At 30.6% G+C, this 16,111-nt stretch carries 16 protein-coding genes; 4 read left to right on the top strand and 12 right to left on the bottom strand.

The window, feature by feature from the left end:
* Positions 1–21: 21 nt before the first annotated feature.
* Entirely contained in the window at positions 22–519 is a 498-nt protein-coding gene (locus tag ACIQ16_RS02135; protein WP_396148345.1) for a GNAT family N-acetyltransferase, read from the top strand.
* A gap of 130 nt (positions 520–649) precedes the next feature.
* Here the strand turns inward: ACIQ16_RS02135 and rluF are convergent, their stop codons facing one another.
* From rluF to ACIQ16_RS02120, 3 genes are all read right to left on the bottom strand, one after another.
* Positions 650–1,438: a 23S rRNA pseudouridine(2604) synthase RluF gene (gene rluF, locus ACIQ16_RS02130; protein ID WP_396148344.1), complete on the bottom strand. Its 789-nt coding sequence runs from the start codon at positions 1,436–1,438 to the stop codon at positions 650–652.
* Positions 1,439–1,625: 187 nt separating this feature from the next.
* Positions 1,626–2,405 carry a zinc ribbon domain-containing protein gene (locus ACIQ16_RS02125; RefSeq protein WP_396148343.1) on the bottom strand — a complete coding sequence of 260 codons (780 nt, stop codon included), beginning with the start codon at positions 2,403–2,405 and terminating at the stop codon, positions 1,626–1,628.
* A gap of 4 nt (positions 2,406–2,409) precedes the next feature.
* A complete protein-coding gene (locus ACIQ16_RS02120; protein ID WP_396148342.1) occupies positions 2,410–3,501 on the bottom strand; it encodes a Nif3-like dinuclear metal center hexameric protein in 1,092 nt (363 codons plus the stop codon).
* 152 nt (positions 3,502–3,653) lie between these two features.
* Between ACIQ16_RS02120 and lpxK the strand changes: the two genes are divergently transcribed.
* Complete coding sequence (lpxK, locus tag ACIQ16_RS02115) at positions 3,654–4,664, top strand: tetraacyldisaccharide 4'-kinase (RefSeq protein ID WP_396148341.1); 1,011 nt, start codon at positions 3,654–3,656, stop codon at positions 4,662–4,664.
* Here the strand turns inward: lpxK and ACIQ16_RS02110 are convergent.
* The 9 genes from ACIQ16_RS02110 to recF form a co-directional block, all read right to left on the bottom strand.
* Positions 4,652–6,823 carry an ATP-binding protein gene (locus tag ACIQ16_RS02110; RefSeq protein ID WP_396148340.1) on the bottom strand — a complete coding sequence of 724 codons (2,172 nt, stop codon included), beginning with the start codon at positions 6,821–6,823 and terminating at the stop codon, positions 4,652–4,654. The genes lpxK and ACIQ16_RS02110 overlap by 13 nt on opposite strands.
* Before the next feature lie 37 nt (positions 6,824–6,860).
* Complete coding sequence (gene gap / locus ACIQ16_RS02105) at positions 6,861–7,865, bottom strand: type I glyceraldehyde-3-phosphate dehydrogenase (RefSeq protein WP_396148339.1); 1,005 nt, start codon at positions 7,863–7,865, stop codon at positions 6,861–6,863.
* A gap of 87 nt (positions 7,866–7,952) precedes the next feature.
* Positions 7,953–8,819: a lipoyl synthase gene (gene lipA / locus ACIQ16_RS02100; protein WP_353079481.1), complete on the bottom strand. Its 867-nt coding sequence runs from the start codon at positions 8,817–8,819 to the stop codon at positions 7,953–7,955.
* A 193-nt stretch (positions 8,820–9,012) separates the two neighbouring features.
* Positions 9,013–9,840, bottom strand: coding sequence for an energy transducer TonB (locus tag ACIQ16_RS02095; RefSeq protein ID WP_396148338.1), 828 nt, complete (start codon positions 9,838–9,840; stop codon positions 9,013–9,015).
* Positions 9,841–9,938: 98 nt separating this feature from the next.
* A complete protein-coding gene (locus ACIQ16_RS02090) occupies positions 9,939–10,502 on the bottom strand; it encodes an RNA polymerase sigma factor (RefSeq protein WP_396148337.1) in 564 nt (187 codons plus the stop codon).
* Positions 10,493–11,608, bottom strand: a complete 1,116-nt coding sequence (locus ACIQ16_RS02085; protein WP_396148336.1) for a glycosyltransferase — start codon at positions 11,606–11,608, stop codon at positions 10,493–10,495. The genes ACIQ16_RS02090 and ACIQ16_RS02085 overlap by 10 nt, the downstream gene beginning before the upstream one ends.
* A 76-nt stretch (positions 11,609–11,684) precedes the next feature.
* A complete protein-coding gene (murB, locus tag ACIQ16_RS02080) occupies positions 11,685–12,698 on the bottom strand; it encodes a UDP-N-acetylmuramate dehydrogenase (protein WP_396148335.1) in 1,014 nt (337 codons plus the stop codon).
* 102 nt (positions 12,699–12,800) lie between these two features.
* Positions 12,801–13,490: a thioredoxin domain-containing protein gene (locus ACIQ16_RS02075; RefSeq protein ID WP_396148334.1), complete on the bottom strand. Its 690-nt coding sequence runs from the start codon at positions 13,488–13,490 to the stop codon at positions 12,801–12,803.
* Positions 13,491–13,583: 93 nt separating this feature from the next.
* Positions 13,584–14,663 carry a DNA replication/repair protein RecF gene (gene recF, locus ACIQ16_RS02070; protein WP_396148394.1) on the bottom strand — a complete coding sequence of 360 codons (1,080 nt, stop codon included), beginning with the start codon at positions 14,661–14,663 and terminating at the stop codon, positions 13,584–13,586.
* A gap of 135 nt (positions 14,664–14,798) precedes the next feature.
* Here recF and ACIQ16_RS02065 point away from each other — a divergent pair, with 135 nt between their 5' ends.
* Positions 14,799–15,593, top strand: a complete 795-nt coding sequence (locus ACIQ16_RS02065; RefSeq protein WP_396148333.1) for a hypothetical protein — start codon at positions 14,799–14,801, stop codon at positions 15,591–15,593.
* Positions 15,593–16,081, top strand: coding sequence for a 6,7-dimethyl-8-ribityllumazine synthase (ribH, locus tag ACIQ16_RS02060; RefSeq protein ID WP_396148332.1), 489 nt, complete (start codon positions 15,593–15,595; stop codon positions 16,079–16,081). Before ACIQ16_RS02065 ends, ribH begins: the two co-directional genes overlap by 1 nt.
* Positions 16,082–16,111 lie beyond the last annotated feature (30 nt).

Raw genomic sequence — 16,111 nt, 5'->3', positions numbered from 1 at the left:
TTTTATTTTAGCCCTATGAAAATGAGCGTTTGTAATAGAGAACAACTTTCGATAGTTCGTGATTTAGCGTATACTATTTGGCCATCCACTTATAGAGAGATTTTATCAAGTGAACAGTTAGATTATATGTTGCATAACTTTTATTCCGTTGCCAATTTAGAAAAGCAAATGGATAATGGGCAAGTATTTGAATTACTGTTTGAAGACACAAATGCTATTGGATTTGTTGCTTATGAATTAAATTGCAACTTTGAGAACTTCAGTCAGACATTAACTAAAATCCATAAAATTTATTTGTTACCAGAAACGCAAGGTAAAGGTTATGGTAAATTTATGATTGATGAAATAGTAAAAATCGCTAAAAGCAATAATCAGAAAGGTGTTTTTTTAAATGTGAACAAATATAACAAAGCAAAATTTTTCTATGAGAAATTGGGTTTTGTTATTTCAAAAGAAGAAGTAATTGATATTGGAAACGGTTACGTTATGGATGACTACGTAATGGAATATCTGTTCTAATGAAAACGCTTTTGCGTTAGTGGTTGTAGCGGCATCCTTTTTGTATTTTGTTGCCTGAGGTTCTCGAAGGTAACAAAATATAAAAAGATATAGCGGAAGACACGACCTGAAAGGGAACGCCCAAATAAAATTATCTATTTCGCTTGTCGTAATTTCTGCTGCCGTAATTGGTTTTCTTATCTCTTAAAATACTGGCATCTTCGGTTTTACTGGAAGGTTCAATAAGAGTATTTAATTCTACGATTTCTTTGTCGGTTAACGGGCGATATTTTCCAACTGGAACATCTAATGTAATGTTGATAATTCGGATTCTTTTTAATGAAGTTACTTCGTAATCTAAGTATTCGCACATACGACGAATTTGTCGGTTTAAGCCTTGTGTTAAAACAATTTTAAACACAAACTGACTCATTTTTTCTACTTTACATTTTTTGGTAATGGTGTCTAAAATAGGCAAACCATTGCTCATTTGATTAATGAAAGTTTCAGTAATTGGTTTGTCAACGGTAACAATATATTCTTTTTCGTGGTTGTTTCTGGCGCGTAAAATTTTGTTTACAATATCGCCATCATTGGTCATAAATATTAATCCTTCACTGGCTTTGTCTAATCTTCCGATTGGGAAAACACGTTCGGGGTAATTGATATAATCAACAATGTTGTCTGGAATGTTAAGATTGGTCGTACATTCAATTCCTGCAGGTTTGTGGAACGATAAATAAACAGGTTTTTTATTCGCGTTGGTTACTAATTCGCCATTCACACGAACTTCGTCTCCAGGAGCTACTTTCGTGCCTAATTCTGGAGATTGTCCGTTGATGGTGATTCTGCCTTCTTCTAATAACCGATCTGCTTCTCTACGAGAGCAAAATCCTGATTCTGACAAATATTTATTGATGCGTACTAATTGTTCTTCCATTAGGCAAAGGTAGTATTTTAGTTTAAATGTTTATGGGGTTTGTTTTGTTTAAAATTCCAATAAAAAAAATTCCAAATCCCAAATTTAAAACTTGGAGTTTGGAATTTTTAATTTGGTTTTTATATTGAGTAAAAGCCTAATATTTCGACTTTAAAACTTTCGAATTTTGGACCTTCGACTAATTCAATTACATTTTGGCGAAAATTTTATCCATTTTTTCTCTTTCTTCATCAGCTAAAACACTATCAACTAAAATACGTCCACTGTGCTCATCGGTTAAGATTTTCTTTCTACCTGCAATTTCCATTTGAGTTTGTGGTGGAATGGTAAAGAAAGAACCTGCAGAGGCACCACGTTCGATAGAAACAACTGCTAAACCGTTAACAACGCTATTTCTAATTCTGTCGTATGCTGCTAATAAACGAGCTTCAATTTTGCCTCTAAAATCATTAGATTTTTCAATTAAAAAGTTTTCGTCTTTTTCAGTTTCAGCCATAATATCACTTAATTCTGCTTTTTTATGTTTTAAGTGATTTTCTTTACTTTCCAGTTTGTCTTTTGTTTGATTAACAATTTCTTTTTTGTTTTCAAACGTAACTTTCATTTCTTTAATGTGCTTTTCAGCCAATTGAATTTCTAATTCTTGAAATTCAATTTCTTTAGATAAAGAATTAAATTCTCTATTGTTACGCACATTTTTTTGCTGTTCTGTATATTTTTTTATTGCTGCTTTGTGGTCATCAATATTGTTCTTTTTTTCTTTTGCTTGATGATCGATGTTGTTTAAATCGTCGTTTAATTTCTCTAAACGTTTAGATAATCCAGCTACTTCATCTTCTAAATCTTCAACTTCTAAAGGTAATTCTCCTCGTACGTTTCTTATTTCGTCAATTTTAGAATCAATTAATTGTAAGGCATAAATTGCTCTTAATTTTTCTTCTACGCTTAGTTCTTTTGTATTTGCCATATTGTTAAAAATATTTAACGGGATTTGTATTTAATTCTGATAAAATGATTGCAAAATTAGTGATTTTTTCTTTAAGAAAGTCAACAATATAATTTTTTGTATATCTTTCGCTTTCAAAATGGCCAATATCTGCTAAAAGTAGCTTATTTTCGGCTTCATAAAATTGGTGATATTTTAAATCGGCGGTTAAAAAAGCATCGGCTCCTGCTGCAATTGCATTTTTTATGGCAAAACTACCGCTTCCACCTAAAACTGCAACTTTTTTGATTTCCGTTGATAAAAATTGGCTATGACGAATGCCACCACATTCTAATTTTTCTTTCACAAATTGTAAAAAAGCGTTTGGTTTCATAGGTTGTTCCAATTCGCCAATCATACCTAAACCAATATTTTGATGTTCATTTTCGGTTTTGTAAATTTCATATGCCACTTCTTCATACATATGATTAGCAAATAATGCCTTTAATATGTTGTTTTGCAAGTGTTTTTCGAAAATTACCTCTATTTTTATTTCCTCTTCAATTTGTAAAATATGTTTTTCTCCAAGTACCGGATTGCTGTTTTCATTTCCTTTAAAAGAACTACTTCCAGCAGATGTAAAACTACAATTATCATAGTTGCCAATACTTCCTGCACCCGCTTCAAATAAGGCTTGTTTTACTTGGTTTTCGTTCTCCGGTTTGGTATAAGTTACTAATTTATAAATGAAATTTTGTTTAGGAATTAGAACTTTAGTATTCGATAAACCTAAAGCATCACAGAAAATTTTATTCACACCATTTTGATGATTATCTAATGCGGTATGAACGGCATAAATGGCAATATCATTTTTTATGGCTTTGATAATCGCTCTTTCTACATAATTTTTTCCTGTTATTTTTTTTAATCTAGAAAACAAAATAGGATGGAAGCAAACTACTAAATTACATTTTTTAGAAATGGCTTCTTCAATAACTTCTTCCAAAGCATCGTGACAAACCAAAATGCCAGTAATATCATTGCTGTGACCAACTAAAAGCCCAACATTGTCAAAGTCTTCAGCGTAAGCCAAAGGAGCCAGTTTTTCAAGATGTTTTGTAATTTCAGATAATTGCATTTTTCGTATTAGTAATTTTGTATTTTTCAAAGATAAAAAATGCAATTGATTTTAAATATAATTTAGTTGAAAATTAATTCGTACGATTTTTGTACATTTGTTTATCTAATTCTATGGGATACTTTTGTAAATCATTATTTAGATAAATAACTATGATGGTAATACGAAAACTACTTTTTCCGCTTGGAGTTGTATATTGGTTAGTCACTTTTATTAGAAATTGGCTATACGATTTAGGTATTTTTACTTCAAAATCATATGATTTACCGATTATAGCAATTGGAAATTTAAGTGCAGGTGGCACAGGTAAAACGCCTCAGACAGAATACATTATTCGATTATTAAAAAACACTTATAAAATTGCTGTTTTAAGTCGTGGTTATAAACGAAGTACAAAAGGTTTTCTATTGGCAAATGATGTTGTTACGTCTTCCGAACTAGGTGACGAGTCGTTTCAAATGTATTCAAAATTTCCTGAAATTTCCGTTGCCGTTTGTGAAGACAGACAAACAGGAATTGAAAACTTAATTTCGAAAAGCAATCCAGATATTATTTTGTTAGACGATGCGTTTCAGCATAGAAAAGTAAAAGCAGGTTTTTATATTTTGTTAACGTCTTATGATGACTTGTTTTCAGATGATTATATTTTACCATTCGGAAATTTACGAGAAAGTGCTATCGGTAAAAAGCGAGCCCATGTAGTTGTTGTAACAAAATGCCCTCAAAATATTAAAGAAAAAAACAAAGATGAAGTAAAGCTTAAATTAAACGTAAATGTGCCCGTTTTTTTCACTTCAATTGACTACGATTCTGATGTGTTTAGTACAGAAAATAGTATTTCGGTTTCAGATATAATTTCTAAAGAAAAAATTATTGTTGCAGGAATTGCTAAGCCAAAATATTTTGTTGATTATTTAAATTCTGGTGCTGATAACGTTATCATATATCCAGACCATCATAATTTTTCAGATGCAGAAATTTCAGAAATAAGTGAACTTTCAAAAGATAAAATTATTGTTACTACAGAAAAGGATTTTATGCGTTTAAACAGAAAAATACACTCGAGTAACTTATTTTATTTGCCTATACAAACCAAATTCAACTCAGATAAAGAGCAATTTGATAGTTTAGTTACAAATTGGGTAAAAAGTTATACTACGTAATCACTTATTACGCTGTAAAAATACTCTGGATTAAAAGGTTTTGTAATTACTTCATTCATACCAAAAGATAATAACATTTCTTTGTTTTCGTTTAATGAAATAGCGGTTAAAGCAATTATTGGTGTTGTTTTGTCAAATTTTCTAATTTCTGCTGTAGCCTCGGTTCCGTTAATTCCTGTTAAGTGAACGTCCATTAAAACCAAATCAAAGGTGTTATTTTGCATTTCAACAATTGCCTCTTCGCCGTTGTCAATTATGGTACAAACCATACCTTTATTTTCCACCATTTTTTTGGTTATCATTTGGTTGATTTTGTTGTCTTCAACCAATAAAACGGTTTTGTTTTTTAAATTGTCGTAAGAAGTTACTTTCTTTTTCTCGTGATTTAAAATAATTTCGGCATTTGATTTTCCGAAATTTAAATCGAAATACAATTTTGTTCCTTCGTTTACTTTGCTTTCTAAATGAATTTCGCTGCCTAATAATTCAATAATTTTCTTGACGATAGAAAGTCCTAAACCCGTTCCGCCATACGTTCTGTTTATTTCTACTGAACCTTGCGAAAAACTATCGAAAATATTGGCAATTTTGTCTTCTGGTATTCCGATTCCGTTATCTTGAATTATGAAATTCAAAGTTACCGTATCGTTTTCTTCTTTTATGGTTTTTACCGAAAGCGTAACCTTGCCGTTTTTAGTGAATTTAATAGAATTATTGATTAAATTTATTAAAATCTGAGATAATTTTGTAGGATCGCCAAGTAAATTTTTGTGGTTTTCTAAATCTAATTCTAATCTGAAATCAATATTGTTTTGTTCAATAAAACCATTGAACGATTCACGAATATTTTGAATTAATTCTTCTAAATTGAAATTAATTCGCTCAATATGTATAGTGTTCGATTCCAATCTGTTTATCTCCAAAATATCATTAATAAAACTTAAAAGATAATTTCCAGAAAACTCTAACGATTTTAAATAATTTAATTGTGTCGATTTTGGATTTTCTTGTAAAAGCAAATGCGTAATTCCGTTTATAGCATTTAATGGCGTTCGTAACTCGTGACTTACCGTAGATAAAAACTCCGAACGGGCATTTGATGCTAGCTCTGCTTTTTCTTTTTGTTCCGTTAATTCCTCGTTTTTTTCTTGTAAAAGTTTATTCGTAACGGTTCTAATTTTATTGTTCTTGTATAAAGAAAAACTCAATAGAGATAAAATGGCAATTAAGACAATGCTCATTATACTTATCAGTTTATTAAACCGAATGGATTTTAATTGGTCGTTTTTTTCTTTTTCCAGTTTTTCAACAATTTCTAACTGATTGTCGTGCTCTTTTTTATTGATAAGTAAATCCGTATTGGCAAGACTAGAGTTGTTTTTAATCTCATTTAAAGTTAAAAATTCTTTTAAATAAAAATTGGATAATTTATAATCTTCTTGTTTTTCACTAATTAAAATAAGGTTATTTAATATTTTCTTTTTAGAAATTCCGACCGTATTATTTTCTACTAATTTTAATGCTTTTTTTGAGAAATCTAATGCCTTTTCATACTCTTCCTGCGAATAATAAATTTTACTAAGCTGATAAAGCGCTTCAATTTTACTTGGTTCTATATCTCTGCTCGTATTGGCAATATTATCAAACACAAGAATGGCTTCTTCTAAATTATTGTTGGCTTTTAAAGTTAACCCTTTCTGAAGTTCAATTAACACTAAAGTATTGTTTGAATTGATTGCATTGTAAATGGAATACGATTTGTTGAAATATAATTTTGCAATCTTAAAATTTCTTTTTTCTAAATATAAGGTTCCTAATGCGTAGTTGATTTTAGCGACTTTAGAAGTACGAACTTGATTGATTTCATAGTAATTAGAACATTTTATGAAGTTAACAATAGCTTCATTAAAATTGTTGGTTTCTAAATACAAGCTTCCTAAAAAATAATAGCAATCGTATAGTTTTTCTTGATTTTTGTATGCTTTAGAATACTCAATAGCTTTCTGAGCGTACTTTATGGCATCTTTAGAATTGTATTTTTCTTCAAAAGAATAATTGGCTAATTCTAAAAAATAGGTAATGCTATCAGTTTTGTTTTCCTTTGTCTGAGAAAAAGTAAATAGTGAGAAAAAAGTAAGTAGAAAAAGGAGTTTTTTCATTATTTAGTATTCAAAACCTATATTAATATTGTTAAAATTAGTATTTATTTTTCGATAAAAAAAGAATTAAATCAATTATACGAGAAGAATATCCAATTTCATTATCATACCATCCTACAATTTTAACCATTTTGTCAATTACAGAAGTGAGTTGCGCATCAAATACACACGAATTTTTATTACCGATAATATCTACCGAAACGATTGGGTCTTCGGTATAGGCTAAAATATTTTTTAATTCGTTTTCAGCAGCTTTTTTAAAGGCTAAATTAATTTCCTCAATAGTAATTTTTCGCTGTACATTAAATGTAATATCGGTTAACGAACCGTCAGGCACTGGAACTCGAATTCCACATCCGCCAATTTTTCCTTCCAATTCTGGAAAAATTTTGGTAATCGCTTTTGCTGCACCAGTCGAAGTTGGAATTATAGATTGCGAAGCACCTCGTGCACGTCTTAAATCTTTGTGTGGTTGGTCGTGCAAACTTTGGTCGGTAGTGTAGGAGTGAACCGTGGTAATATATGCTTGTTCAATACCACACAATTCTTGTATGATTTTAAGCATTGGTGCTGCGTTATTTGTAGTGCAGCTGGCATTTGATATGATAGTTTCCGAACCATCTAAAATATGTTCATTAACACCTAAAACAACAGTTTTTATTGTTTCGTCTTCAGGAGGCGCGGATAAAATTACTTTTTTCGCACCAGCTAAAATATGTAAACCAGCAGTTTCTGAAGATTTAAATTTTCCAGTCGACTCAATTACAAAATCGATATTTAGGTTTTTCCAAGGTAATTTAGAAATATCACTTTCGTGGAAAAATTGAAATTTTAAATCGTCAATTAGTAACGTTTCATTTTCGGTTGAAATAGAATGTTGTAAAACACCGTGAATGCTATCATATTTCAATAAATGACTCATAGTTTTTATATCCGCAATGTCATTTACAGCCACAACTTCTATGTTAGGATGATTGAGTAATAATCGGAAAACATTTCTTCCAATTCTACCAAAACCATTAATAGCGACACGTATTTTCATTTTTAGGTTGTTTGTTTATTTGTTAATTCGATTGGTTGTTGAAAAGGTTTACTTCTAAACAAAAAACAAATAACCGAATAAACTATTTTAGTGAATATGTTTTTCAGCATGATATGAAGAACGTACTAACGGACCACTTTCTACATGAATAAAACCTAATTCTTTACCAATTTTTTCGTATTTTTCAAATTGTTCAGGTGTGATGAATTCTTTTACGGGTAAATGTTTTTTACTTGGCTGTAAATACTGACCAATAGTCACTACATCAACTTTTGCGGCTCTTAAATCGTGTAAAGTTTGAATAACTTCTTCTTCTGTTTCGCCAAGTCCAAGCATAATTCCCGATTTTGTTCGGTTCAATCCTTGTTCTTTTAAATATTTTAAAACGGCTAAGCTTTTATCGTATTTTGCTTGAATACGTACTTCGCGTGTTAATCTTCTTACTGTTTCAATGTTATGTGAAACCACTTCGGGTGCCACTTCAATAATTTTGTCTAAATGCGATTCACTACCTTGAAAATCTGGAATTAAAGTTTCAAGTGTGGTTTTCGGATTCATTCTTCGTATGGCTTTTACAGTTTCCGCCCAAATAATGGTGCCCATATCTTTCAAATCGTCTCGATCAACACTTGTAATAACAGCGTGTTTGATATTCATAATTTTAATGGAACGAGCTACTTTTTCTGGTTCTTCCCAATCTACATTTTCAGGACGACCCGTTTTTACACCACAAAATCCACAAGAACGGGTACAAATATTTCCTAAAATCATAAAAGTTGCGGTGCCTTCTCCCCAACATTCTCCCATATTCGGACAACTACCAGAAGCGCAAATGGTATTTAATTTGTATTTATCAACCAAACCTCTAAGTTCAGTATATTTTTGACCAACGGGTAATTTTACACGAAGCCATTTTGGTTTTGGTGTAGGAGGAAATACACTTTCTGTTGCCATAATTTGAATATAAAATCTACCGCAAATATACAAAACGCATTAAAAACAAAACCTATTTTAAAGTGTTATTTTTCAATTGTAACATATTGCTAACTTTTGTTTAATTATTTTGATTTTAAAACTATTTTTAATCAAAAAACCACATAATGTAAGTGTTATGTGGTCTTTAAAATTTAATAAAATTCAGCTATTTCTATTCTGTTTCAAGCAAGTTAATTTGAATTGGAAGTCTTTTTTCACTTCTTACTACCTCGCCATTAACGCGACCTGGTGTCCATTTCTTTTTCATAGATGTTAAAACCCTAATGGCTTCTTTTTCTAATGCTTTATCTCCTTTACTTACCATTCTGATATCAGTCATTGAACCGTCTTTTTCTATCACAAAAATCATTTCAATAAACAATACCTCTTGATCAAAAGAATTTGGAACTTTATAGTTTTCAGCAATAAAAGTTCTGAACTTGTTAATTCCTCCAGGAAAGCTCGCTTCTGAACCTAATACGCCTTTAAATATACTTGTACCACTTCCATTTCCTGGCGTAGTTGTTGTGATTGGAGTAGTAGAAGTGCCTAACGGATTTCCAACAGGTCCCGGATTTCCATGTTCGCTACCATTTGGATTAAATGGTGTAGAAGGATCAGGGTTTTTGGGTTCAATTGGTGGTTTTACGTCTGTTTTATCCACAACAACTGGTGGTACTTTATTAGGTGTTAGATTTAATTTTGGTTTATTAGTTCCTTTAGTTTGAATTGCTTTTTCTGTTGGAACTTTAGGTGTAAATTTTACAATTGTTACAATTGGTGGCAGCACATTAGGTTCTGTTTTTACTATTGGTTTAGTTTCAGGAGTTGTAAATGAAAACAATCCAATTCCAAAAGCAATACATCCGAAAGTTAACAACATTGCTTTTATGGTAGTTGCGTCACTTTCTTTTCTTAATTGGTAAGCACCGTATGCTTTGTTTCTGTTTTCGAAAGCTATTTCCAACCAGTTTTCGTTTTGTACATTGAAGTTTGACATAATATATAGTTTTAAAGGTTACAACTTGTGTATAATTTAAACTATATGAAATAATCGTGCCAAAAAAACAGGTTTTGGACTAAAAAGATAAATTATTGTTATTTATTGCTAATAATTTCTGCTAATAATTTTTTAGCACGAAGCAATTTTATTTTGATGTTGTTCAGCGGTTCGTTCAATTGTTCTGCCATATCTTGATAGCTCATTTCTTGAAAGTAACGTAATTGTATAACTTCTTGATAGGCAGGTTTTAACTGTTTAATTTGTTGCAATAATTGCGATAAGTTTTGTTCGGTAATTAATTTATCTTCAATAGTTGGTGTGCTGTCTAAAACCTGATTGGCCAAACCATCTTCTTCATCTGTTATTTCTAAAAACAAAGTAGATTTTTTTTTGCGAAGCATATCAATATGGGCGTTTTTAGCAATGGCAATTAACCAAGTATTAAATCCAAATTCAGGGTTGTATGTGCTTATTTTATCAAATGCTTTAGCAAATGTTTCTATTACTATATCTTCTGTATCCGTTTCATTTTCGGTTCGTTTTAGCATATATCCGTACACTTCATTCCAATAAAAATCGAGAAGAAAAGTAAAAGCCACTTGATCGCCAAGTTTTGCTTTTTGAATGTTTTTGAGTATTTTCTCTTGTTTTACTTCCAATGTTCTGGTTTGTGTATCAAATTGGTAAAAGCTACTCGTATTTGAGTTATTAGTAAAATAATTTCAAAAATTGGATACCAAACAATAATATCTTTTTCTTTTAATTTAGCTGCGCCATAACCAAAAACTATCCAGTTAAAAACGTATCTAAAACCTAAAACGCTTGATACAATAATCCAATTATATTGGAAAGATAGTAAAATTACAGCCAAAACAATACAAGATAATTGTGAAATAAAATATAATGCAAGTTGCAACTTATTAAATTCTTTATAATGTTTTTTGGTAGATGTTTCTTTTCTTTTCTGATTTAACCATTCTTTAAAAGTCGTTTTTGGTTCAGAATATGTAAAACTTTCTGGACTATAACAAATGGTTGTATTACTTCTGTTTGCAGCCTCATTAATAAATAAATCATCTTCACCAGAGCGCACTCGAATGTGATTTATAAAACCGTTTACGTTGAAAAACTCTGATTTTTTATATGCTAAATTTCTGCCAATTCCCATATAAGGTTTTCCGATTTTTGCCCAAGAAAAATATTGGATAGCAGAAATTACTCCGTCAAAGCGAATTATTTTATTTAATACAGAACCTTTAATTTTATTATACGCACCATATCCTAAAACGATTGTTTTTTTGAATGAAAAGTGCGAGGTCATTTCTAAAATCCAGTTTTCAGATGTAATGCGACAATCTGCATCAGTAAACAATAAATATTCGTTTTTTGCAGCTTTTATACCTAAGGTTAATGCAAATTTTTTGTTTCCCCAAAAGGCTTCATTGTTTTTTACTTTGACTATTTTAACAAAAGAATATTGCTTTTCGTATTCTTCAAATAAGTCTAATGTTTCATCATTAGACGCATCATCAATAAGTACTAATTCGTAATTTGGATAATTTTGAGAAACTAAAATAGGAAGTTGTGTCACTAAATTTTCATATTCGTTTTTTGCCCAAACTAGTACAGAAACAGGTACGCTTTTTGGAGTTTCTTTCTTAGGTTTCAAAAATGAAAAACGGCTAAAAACAAACGATTGATAAACGAATTGAATGACAAAAAAAACTAAAAATGCAATAAAAAGTATAAATAATGTTGTTTCCATATTCTTTTAAAAGTTGTGCAAATTTACTCTTATTTGTTTACAATTTCAAGTTTAATTTTTATGAGCAATTCGTAAATTAAATCACGTTCACTTCTGCTTCAATGCTAATTCCGTATTTTTCAAAAATAGTTTTTTGAATATTTTGCGCAACGTTCCAGATTTCATTTCCAGTCGCATTTCCGTAATTTACTAAAACTAAAGCCTGCTTGGTATGAATTCCAGCGTCACCAAAACGTTTGCCTTTAAATCCAGCTTGTTCAATTAACCAACCCGCAGGTACTTTCACAAGTGTTTCTGAAACTGGATAATGTGGCATATCTGGATAATTTGCTTTTGCTTTTTCGTAAACTTCAATAGGAACTATAGGATTTTTAAAGAAACTTCCACTATTTCCTAATTCTTTCGGATTGGGTAATTTACTTTCACGAATGGCGATTACGGCTTTACTAACATCTTGAATGGTAGGATTTTTAAAGCCCATATTTTCTAATTCTACATCAATAGCACCGTAGGACGTATTTAGTTTGTGATTTTTTTTAGTTAGTTTAAAAACAACTGATACAATCACATATTGATTTTTTAAATCAGCTTTAAAAACACTTTCTCTATACCCAAACTTACAAGCAGCTTTGTCAAAAGTGGTAATTTCTTGCGTGTCAATTTTCATCGCTTCACAAGAAACAAATGTGTTTTTAATTTCTACGCCATATGCTCCAATATTCTGAATCGGAGTCGCACCAACATTACCAGGAATTAAAGATAAATTTTCAATTCCACCATAGTTTTTTTGGATGCAAAACTGTACAAATTCGTGCCAAACTTCGCCAGCATTACCTTTTACCCAAACAAAATCGTCATTTTCATCAACCACTTCAATGCCTTTATTATTGATGTGCAACACGAATGCATCGACATTCTGAGTTAAAAGCATATTACTTCCACCACCTAAAATAAACAGTTTTTTTTCTTGATTTTCTTTTAAAACACGTGCCAAATCCGAAATTGAATTCACTTCGCAAAATTCCGTTGCAAACGCTTCAATGCCAAAGGTGTTGTATTTTTTTAACGATTGTTGTTGTACGATATTCATATATTTAAGTGAATAGTAAATAATATTTTAATTTGATTTTGGCTTCGAGAGCCTATGTCAACTGGTGACTGAGGTTCTCGAAGTCACATTTTACTTCGTTTCTTATAAAGCTTTTCTCAACTCTTCCTCGCTAACAAATTCATTTTTAAAGAACGTTTGTTTTTCGTTTTTAACTACAATTACAACAGGTAAACCTTGGTAGCCTAATGCGTTAAATAATGATTTGTTTTTATCAGCATCAATTCTGTGAATAATTACTTTGTCAGCTAATTCTTTGCTAATTTTATCTAAATAAGGCCCCATTTTTTTACAAGGTCCACACCATTCTGCATAAAAATCAATTACAACCGTTTTATCTGAAATCATTAGTTTATTGTATGCATCTTGCGTCATACCAGACCAAACACCATTAGTTTTCGGGTTTGCTTTTTCCCAAGCCATATAACCGCCATCTAATTCGATAATGTTTTTAAAACCCAATTCCACTAAATGATTGGCTGCTTTTTTACTTCTTCCGCCACTCAGGCAATAAACAAAAACAGGTTTTGATTTATCTAAATTCGCTACTTGGTCATCAAAATCAGAGCCGTTCCAATTAGCATTTTTAGCATCTGCAATTTTTCCATTCACATATTCACCAGGTGTTCTAACATCTAAAATTTGCGCATCATCCGTTTTTGTAATAGTCGCTTTAAATTCTGCTGCATCTACACTTTTAAAGTTTTGACTATTTGTACAACTAATTGATAATGTTATAATTGCTGTTGCGATAATTGATTTTAAGTTTTTCATTTTTATTAATTGTTATGCAAAGATTCACGAAGAAATCGCAAAGTTTCGCTGAATTGTTTTTTTTTACAGTCTTAATGTTTAAGATTTGAAAATCTAAATATTAAATATTTTATAGCTTTTATGCGTCTGTTTTATAATGTTTTCCGTACGTTCAGGATGTGTGTCGGATATAAAAATTTGTCCAAAAACATCATTGTTTACCATATTCACAATTTGTTGTACTCTAAACGCATCTAACTTGTCAAAGATATCATCAAAAAGTAGAATCGGCAATGTTTTTGTATGTTTTTTGATGAAATCAAACTGCGCTAATTTCAAAGCAATTAAAAATGATTTTTGTTGTCCTTGTGATCCGAATTTTTTAACCGGAAAACCAGCAATGTTGAATAAAACATCATCTTTATGAATCCCACAAGTGGTATATTGCGTAATTCTGTCTTTTTGAAGATTTTGAGTTAGTAAGTTATCCAAATTTTCATCATAAAGTTGACTTTCGTATTCAATAGTTACTTTTTCGGCATTTTCTGAAATAACTTCATATAATTCTTGAAAAACAGGGATGAATTTTTCTAAAAAATCTTTTCTCTTGGTAAAAATTAGTTGTCCAAATTCCGATAATTGTTCGTTGTAAATACTCAAATTATCTGCATCAAAAACCTGATTTAAAGCAAAATACTTCAATAATGCATTACGTTGTTGTAACGTTTTCTGATAATTTATTAATGTGTTTAAATAAGAAGTATCAAAAGTAGAAATTACATTATCAATAAATTTTCTTCGGGTTTCGCTGCCTTCAATAATCAAATCGGTGTCGCTGGGCGAAATAATCACAATAGGAATCAAACCAATATGTTCTGAAAATTTTTCGTAAATTTTTCCGTTGCGTTTTAAAATTTTCTTTTGTGCTTTTTTGTAACTACAAATAATTTGTTCGGTACGATTTTCTTTTTCAAAAACCCCATCAATAACAAAAAACTCTTCACCGTGTTTGATATTTTGCGTGGAAAGTGGATTAAAATAACTTTTACCAACCGCTAAATGATAAATGGCATCTAAAATGGTTGTTTTTCCAATACCGTTTTTTCCAACAATAGCGTTTATTTTGCTTTCAAATTCAAATGAATTTTCGGCAATGTTCTTATAATTAAGTAAAGATAGTTTTTTTAAAATCACGTTTTTTTGGTTAAAAGTGGCAAAAATTACACTTTCGAGTACAAATGTAAGTTCAATTTTTAAAAATATAAATAAAAGCACTTTTAAATTTAAATAAAAAGTATATTTTTGCACTTCTAATAAAATTTTAGTTCAATGGCAACATATAATAAAAGAGGTTATAAATCACCAAAACCTGAAGTAGAAAAAGATCCAGCATTTGATACAAGTGTAGATGAAATTAATGTAAACGAAAACGAAAGTACTACTGCTGGCGTGTTTAATGCGTTAGATGAAACAGCAAATAAAACAGAAGAGTGGGTAATAAGAAACCAAAAAGCAATTTTAGGAGTTATACTAGCAGTTGCAATTGGTACATTAGCTTATATTTTATATGATAAATATGTTGCAACTCCAAGTCAAGAAGAAGCATTTAAAGAAATGAATCAAGCGCAAATGTATTTTCAAAAAGCGGTTGACGCTACAGAAAAACAAGATTCTTTATTTAAATTGTCTTTAAAAGGTGGTGAAGGTAAATTAGGTTTTGAAGGAATTATTTCTGAATATCCGGGTACAAAAGCAGCTAATTTAGCAGAATATTCTGCAGGAATGGCTTGTTTACATTTGAAAGATTTCAAAAAAGCAATTGAGCATTTAGATAATTTTTCTACAAAAGAATTAAATTTACACGCGTTGGCTATCGGTGCAAAAGGTGATGCAAATGCCGAATTAAATAATAATGAAGAAGCGTTGAAATTATACGTTGAAGCCGCTAATGTAGATGAAAATGATTTTGTGACGCCAAGATTTTTATTAAAAGCAGCTAATATGGCAATCGTTTTAAAGAGAAATGATGAAGCACTAGGTTATTTAAAAACAATCAAAGAAAAATATGAAACTTCTCAAGAAGGAAGTACAGTTGATATTTTAATTGCTTCATTGGAAAAATAATGGCAACCGAAAATAAAAATTTATCTCAATACGATAAAAATACAATCCCAAACGCGAAAGATTTTCGGTTTGGGATTGTTGTTTCAGAATGGAATGATACTGTAACTGAAGGGTTGTATAATGGAGTAATTTCAGCATTAACCGATTGTGGCGCCTTGCCAGAAAATATAAATCGTTGGAATGTTCCAGGAAGTTTTGAACTGATTTTTGGTGCCCGACAAATGCACGAAAAATTAGAGTTAGATGCTGTAATTGTTATTGGTTGCGTAATTAAAGGCGAAACGATGCATTTTGAATTTGTTTGCGAAGGCGTAACCCAAGGTATGAAAGATTTAAACTTACTTTATGATGTGCCTACAATTTTTTGTGTGTTAACAGATAATACCATGCAACAATCTATTGATAGAAGTGGAGGGAAACACGGGAATAAAGGTGTAGAAGCCGCAATTGCCGCAATAAAAATGATAGATTTGAATAAACGATATTAAATTTTAATAAAGTTAATTAAAACAAAAATC

The organism is Flavobacterium sp. (assembly GCF_044360715.1).
Classification (GTDB): domain Bacteria; phylum Bacteroidota; class Bacteroidia; order Flavobacteriales; family Flavobacteriaceae; genus Flavobacterium.
Note: the sequence above shows the minus strand (reverse complement) of the source record. Positions and strands in the feature narration are given on the sequence as shown.

What these genes read in the sequence shown, in the direction of transcription:
- ACIQ16_RS02085 (WP_396148336.1), bottom strand. Translation starts at nt 11,608, where the DNA reads ATGGAAACAACATTATTTATACTTTTTATTGCATTTTTAGTTTTTTTT.
- ACIQ16_RS02120 (WP_396148342.1), bottom strand. Translation starts at nt 3,501, where the DNA reads ATGCAATTATCTGAAATTACAAAACATCTTGAAAAACTGGCTCCTTTG.
- ACIQ16_RS02110 (WP_396148340.1), bottom strand. Translation starts at nt 6,823, where the DNA reads ATGAAAAAACTCCTTTTTCTACTTACTTTTTTCTCACTATTTACTTTT.
- lipA (WP_353079481.1), bottom strand. Translation starts at nt 8,819, where the DNA reads ATGGCAACAGAAAGTGTATTTCCTCCTACACCAAAACCAAAATGGCTT.
- ACIQ16_RS02095 (WP_396148338.1), bottom strand. Translation starts at nt 9,840, where the DNA reads ATGTCAAACTTCAATGTACAAAACGAAAACTGGTTGGAAATAGCTTTC.
- rluF (WP_396148344.1), bottom strand. Translation starts at nt 1,438, where the DNA reads ATGGAAGAACAATTAGTACGCATCAATAAATATTTGTCAGAATCAGGA.
- ribH (WP_396148332.1), top strand. Translation starts at nt 15,593, where the DNA reads ATGGCAACCGAAAATAAAAATTTATCTCAATACGATAAAAATACAATC.
- murB (WP_396148335.1), bottom strand. Translation starts at nt 12,698, where the DNA reads ATGAATATCGTACAACAACAATCGTTAAAAAAATACAACACCTTTGGC.
- ACIQ16_RS02125 (WP_396148343.1), bottom strand. Translation starts at nt 2,405, where the DNA reads ATGGCAAATACAAAAGAACTAAGCGTAGAAGAAAAATTAAGAGCAATT.
- ACIQ16_RS02135 (WP_396148345.1), top strand. Translation starts at nt 22, where the DNA reads ATGAGCGTTTGTAATAGAGAACAACTTTCGATAGTTCGTGATTTAGCG.
- ACIQ16_RS02065 (WP_396148333.1), top strand. Translation starts at nt 14,799, where the DNA reads ATGGCAACATATAATAAAAGAGGTTATAAATCACCAAAACCTGAAGTA.
- ACIQ16_RS02075 (WP_396148334.1), bottom strand. Translation starts at nt 13,490, where the DNA reads ATGAAAAACTTAAAATCAATTATCGCAACAGCAATTATAACATTATCA.
- gap (WP_396148339.1), bottom strand. Translation starts at nt 7,865, where the DNA reads ATGAAAATACGTGTCGCTATTAATGGTTTTGGTAGAATTGGAAGAAAT.
- lpxK (WP_396148341.1), top strand. Translation starts at nt 3,654, where the DNA reads ATGATGGTAATACGAAAACTACTTTTTCCGCTTGGAGTTGTATATTGG.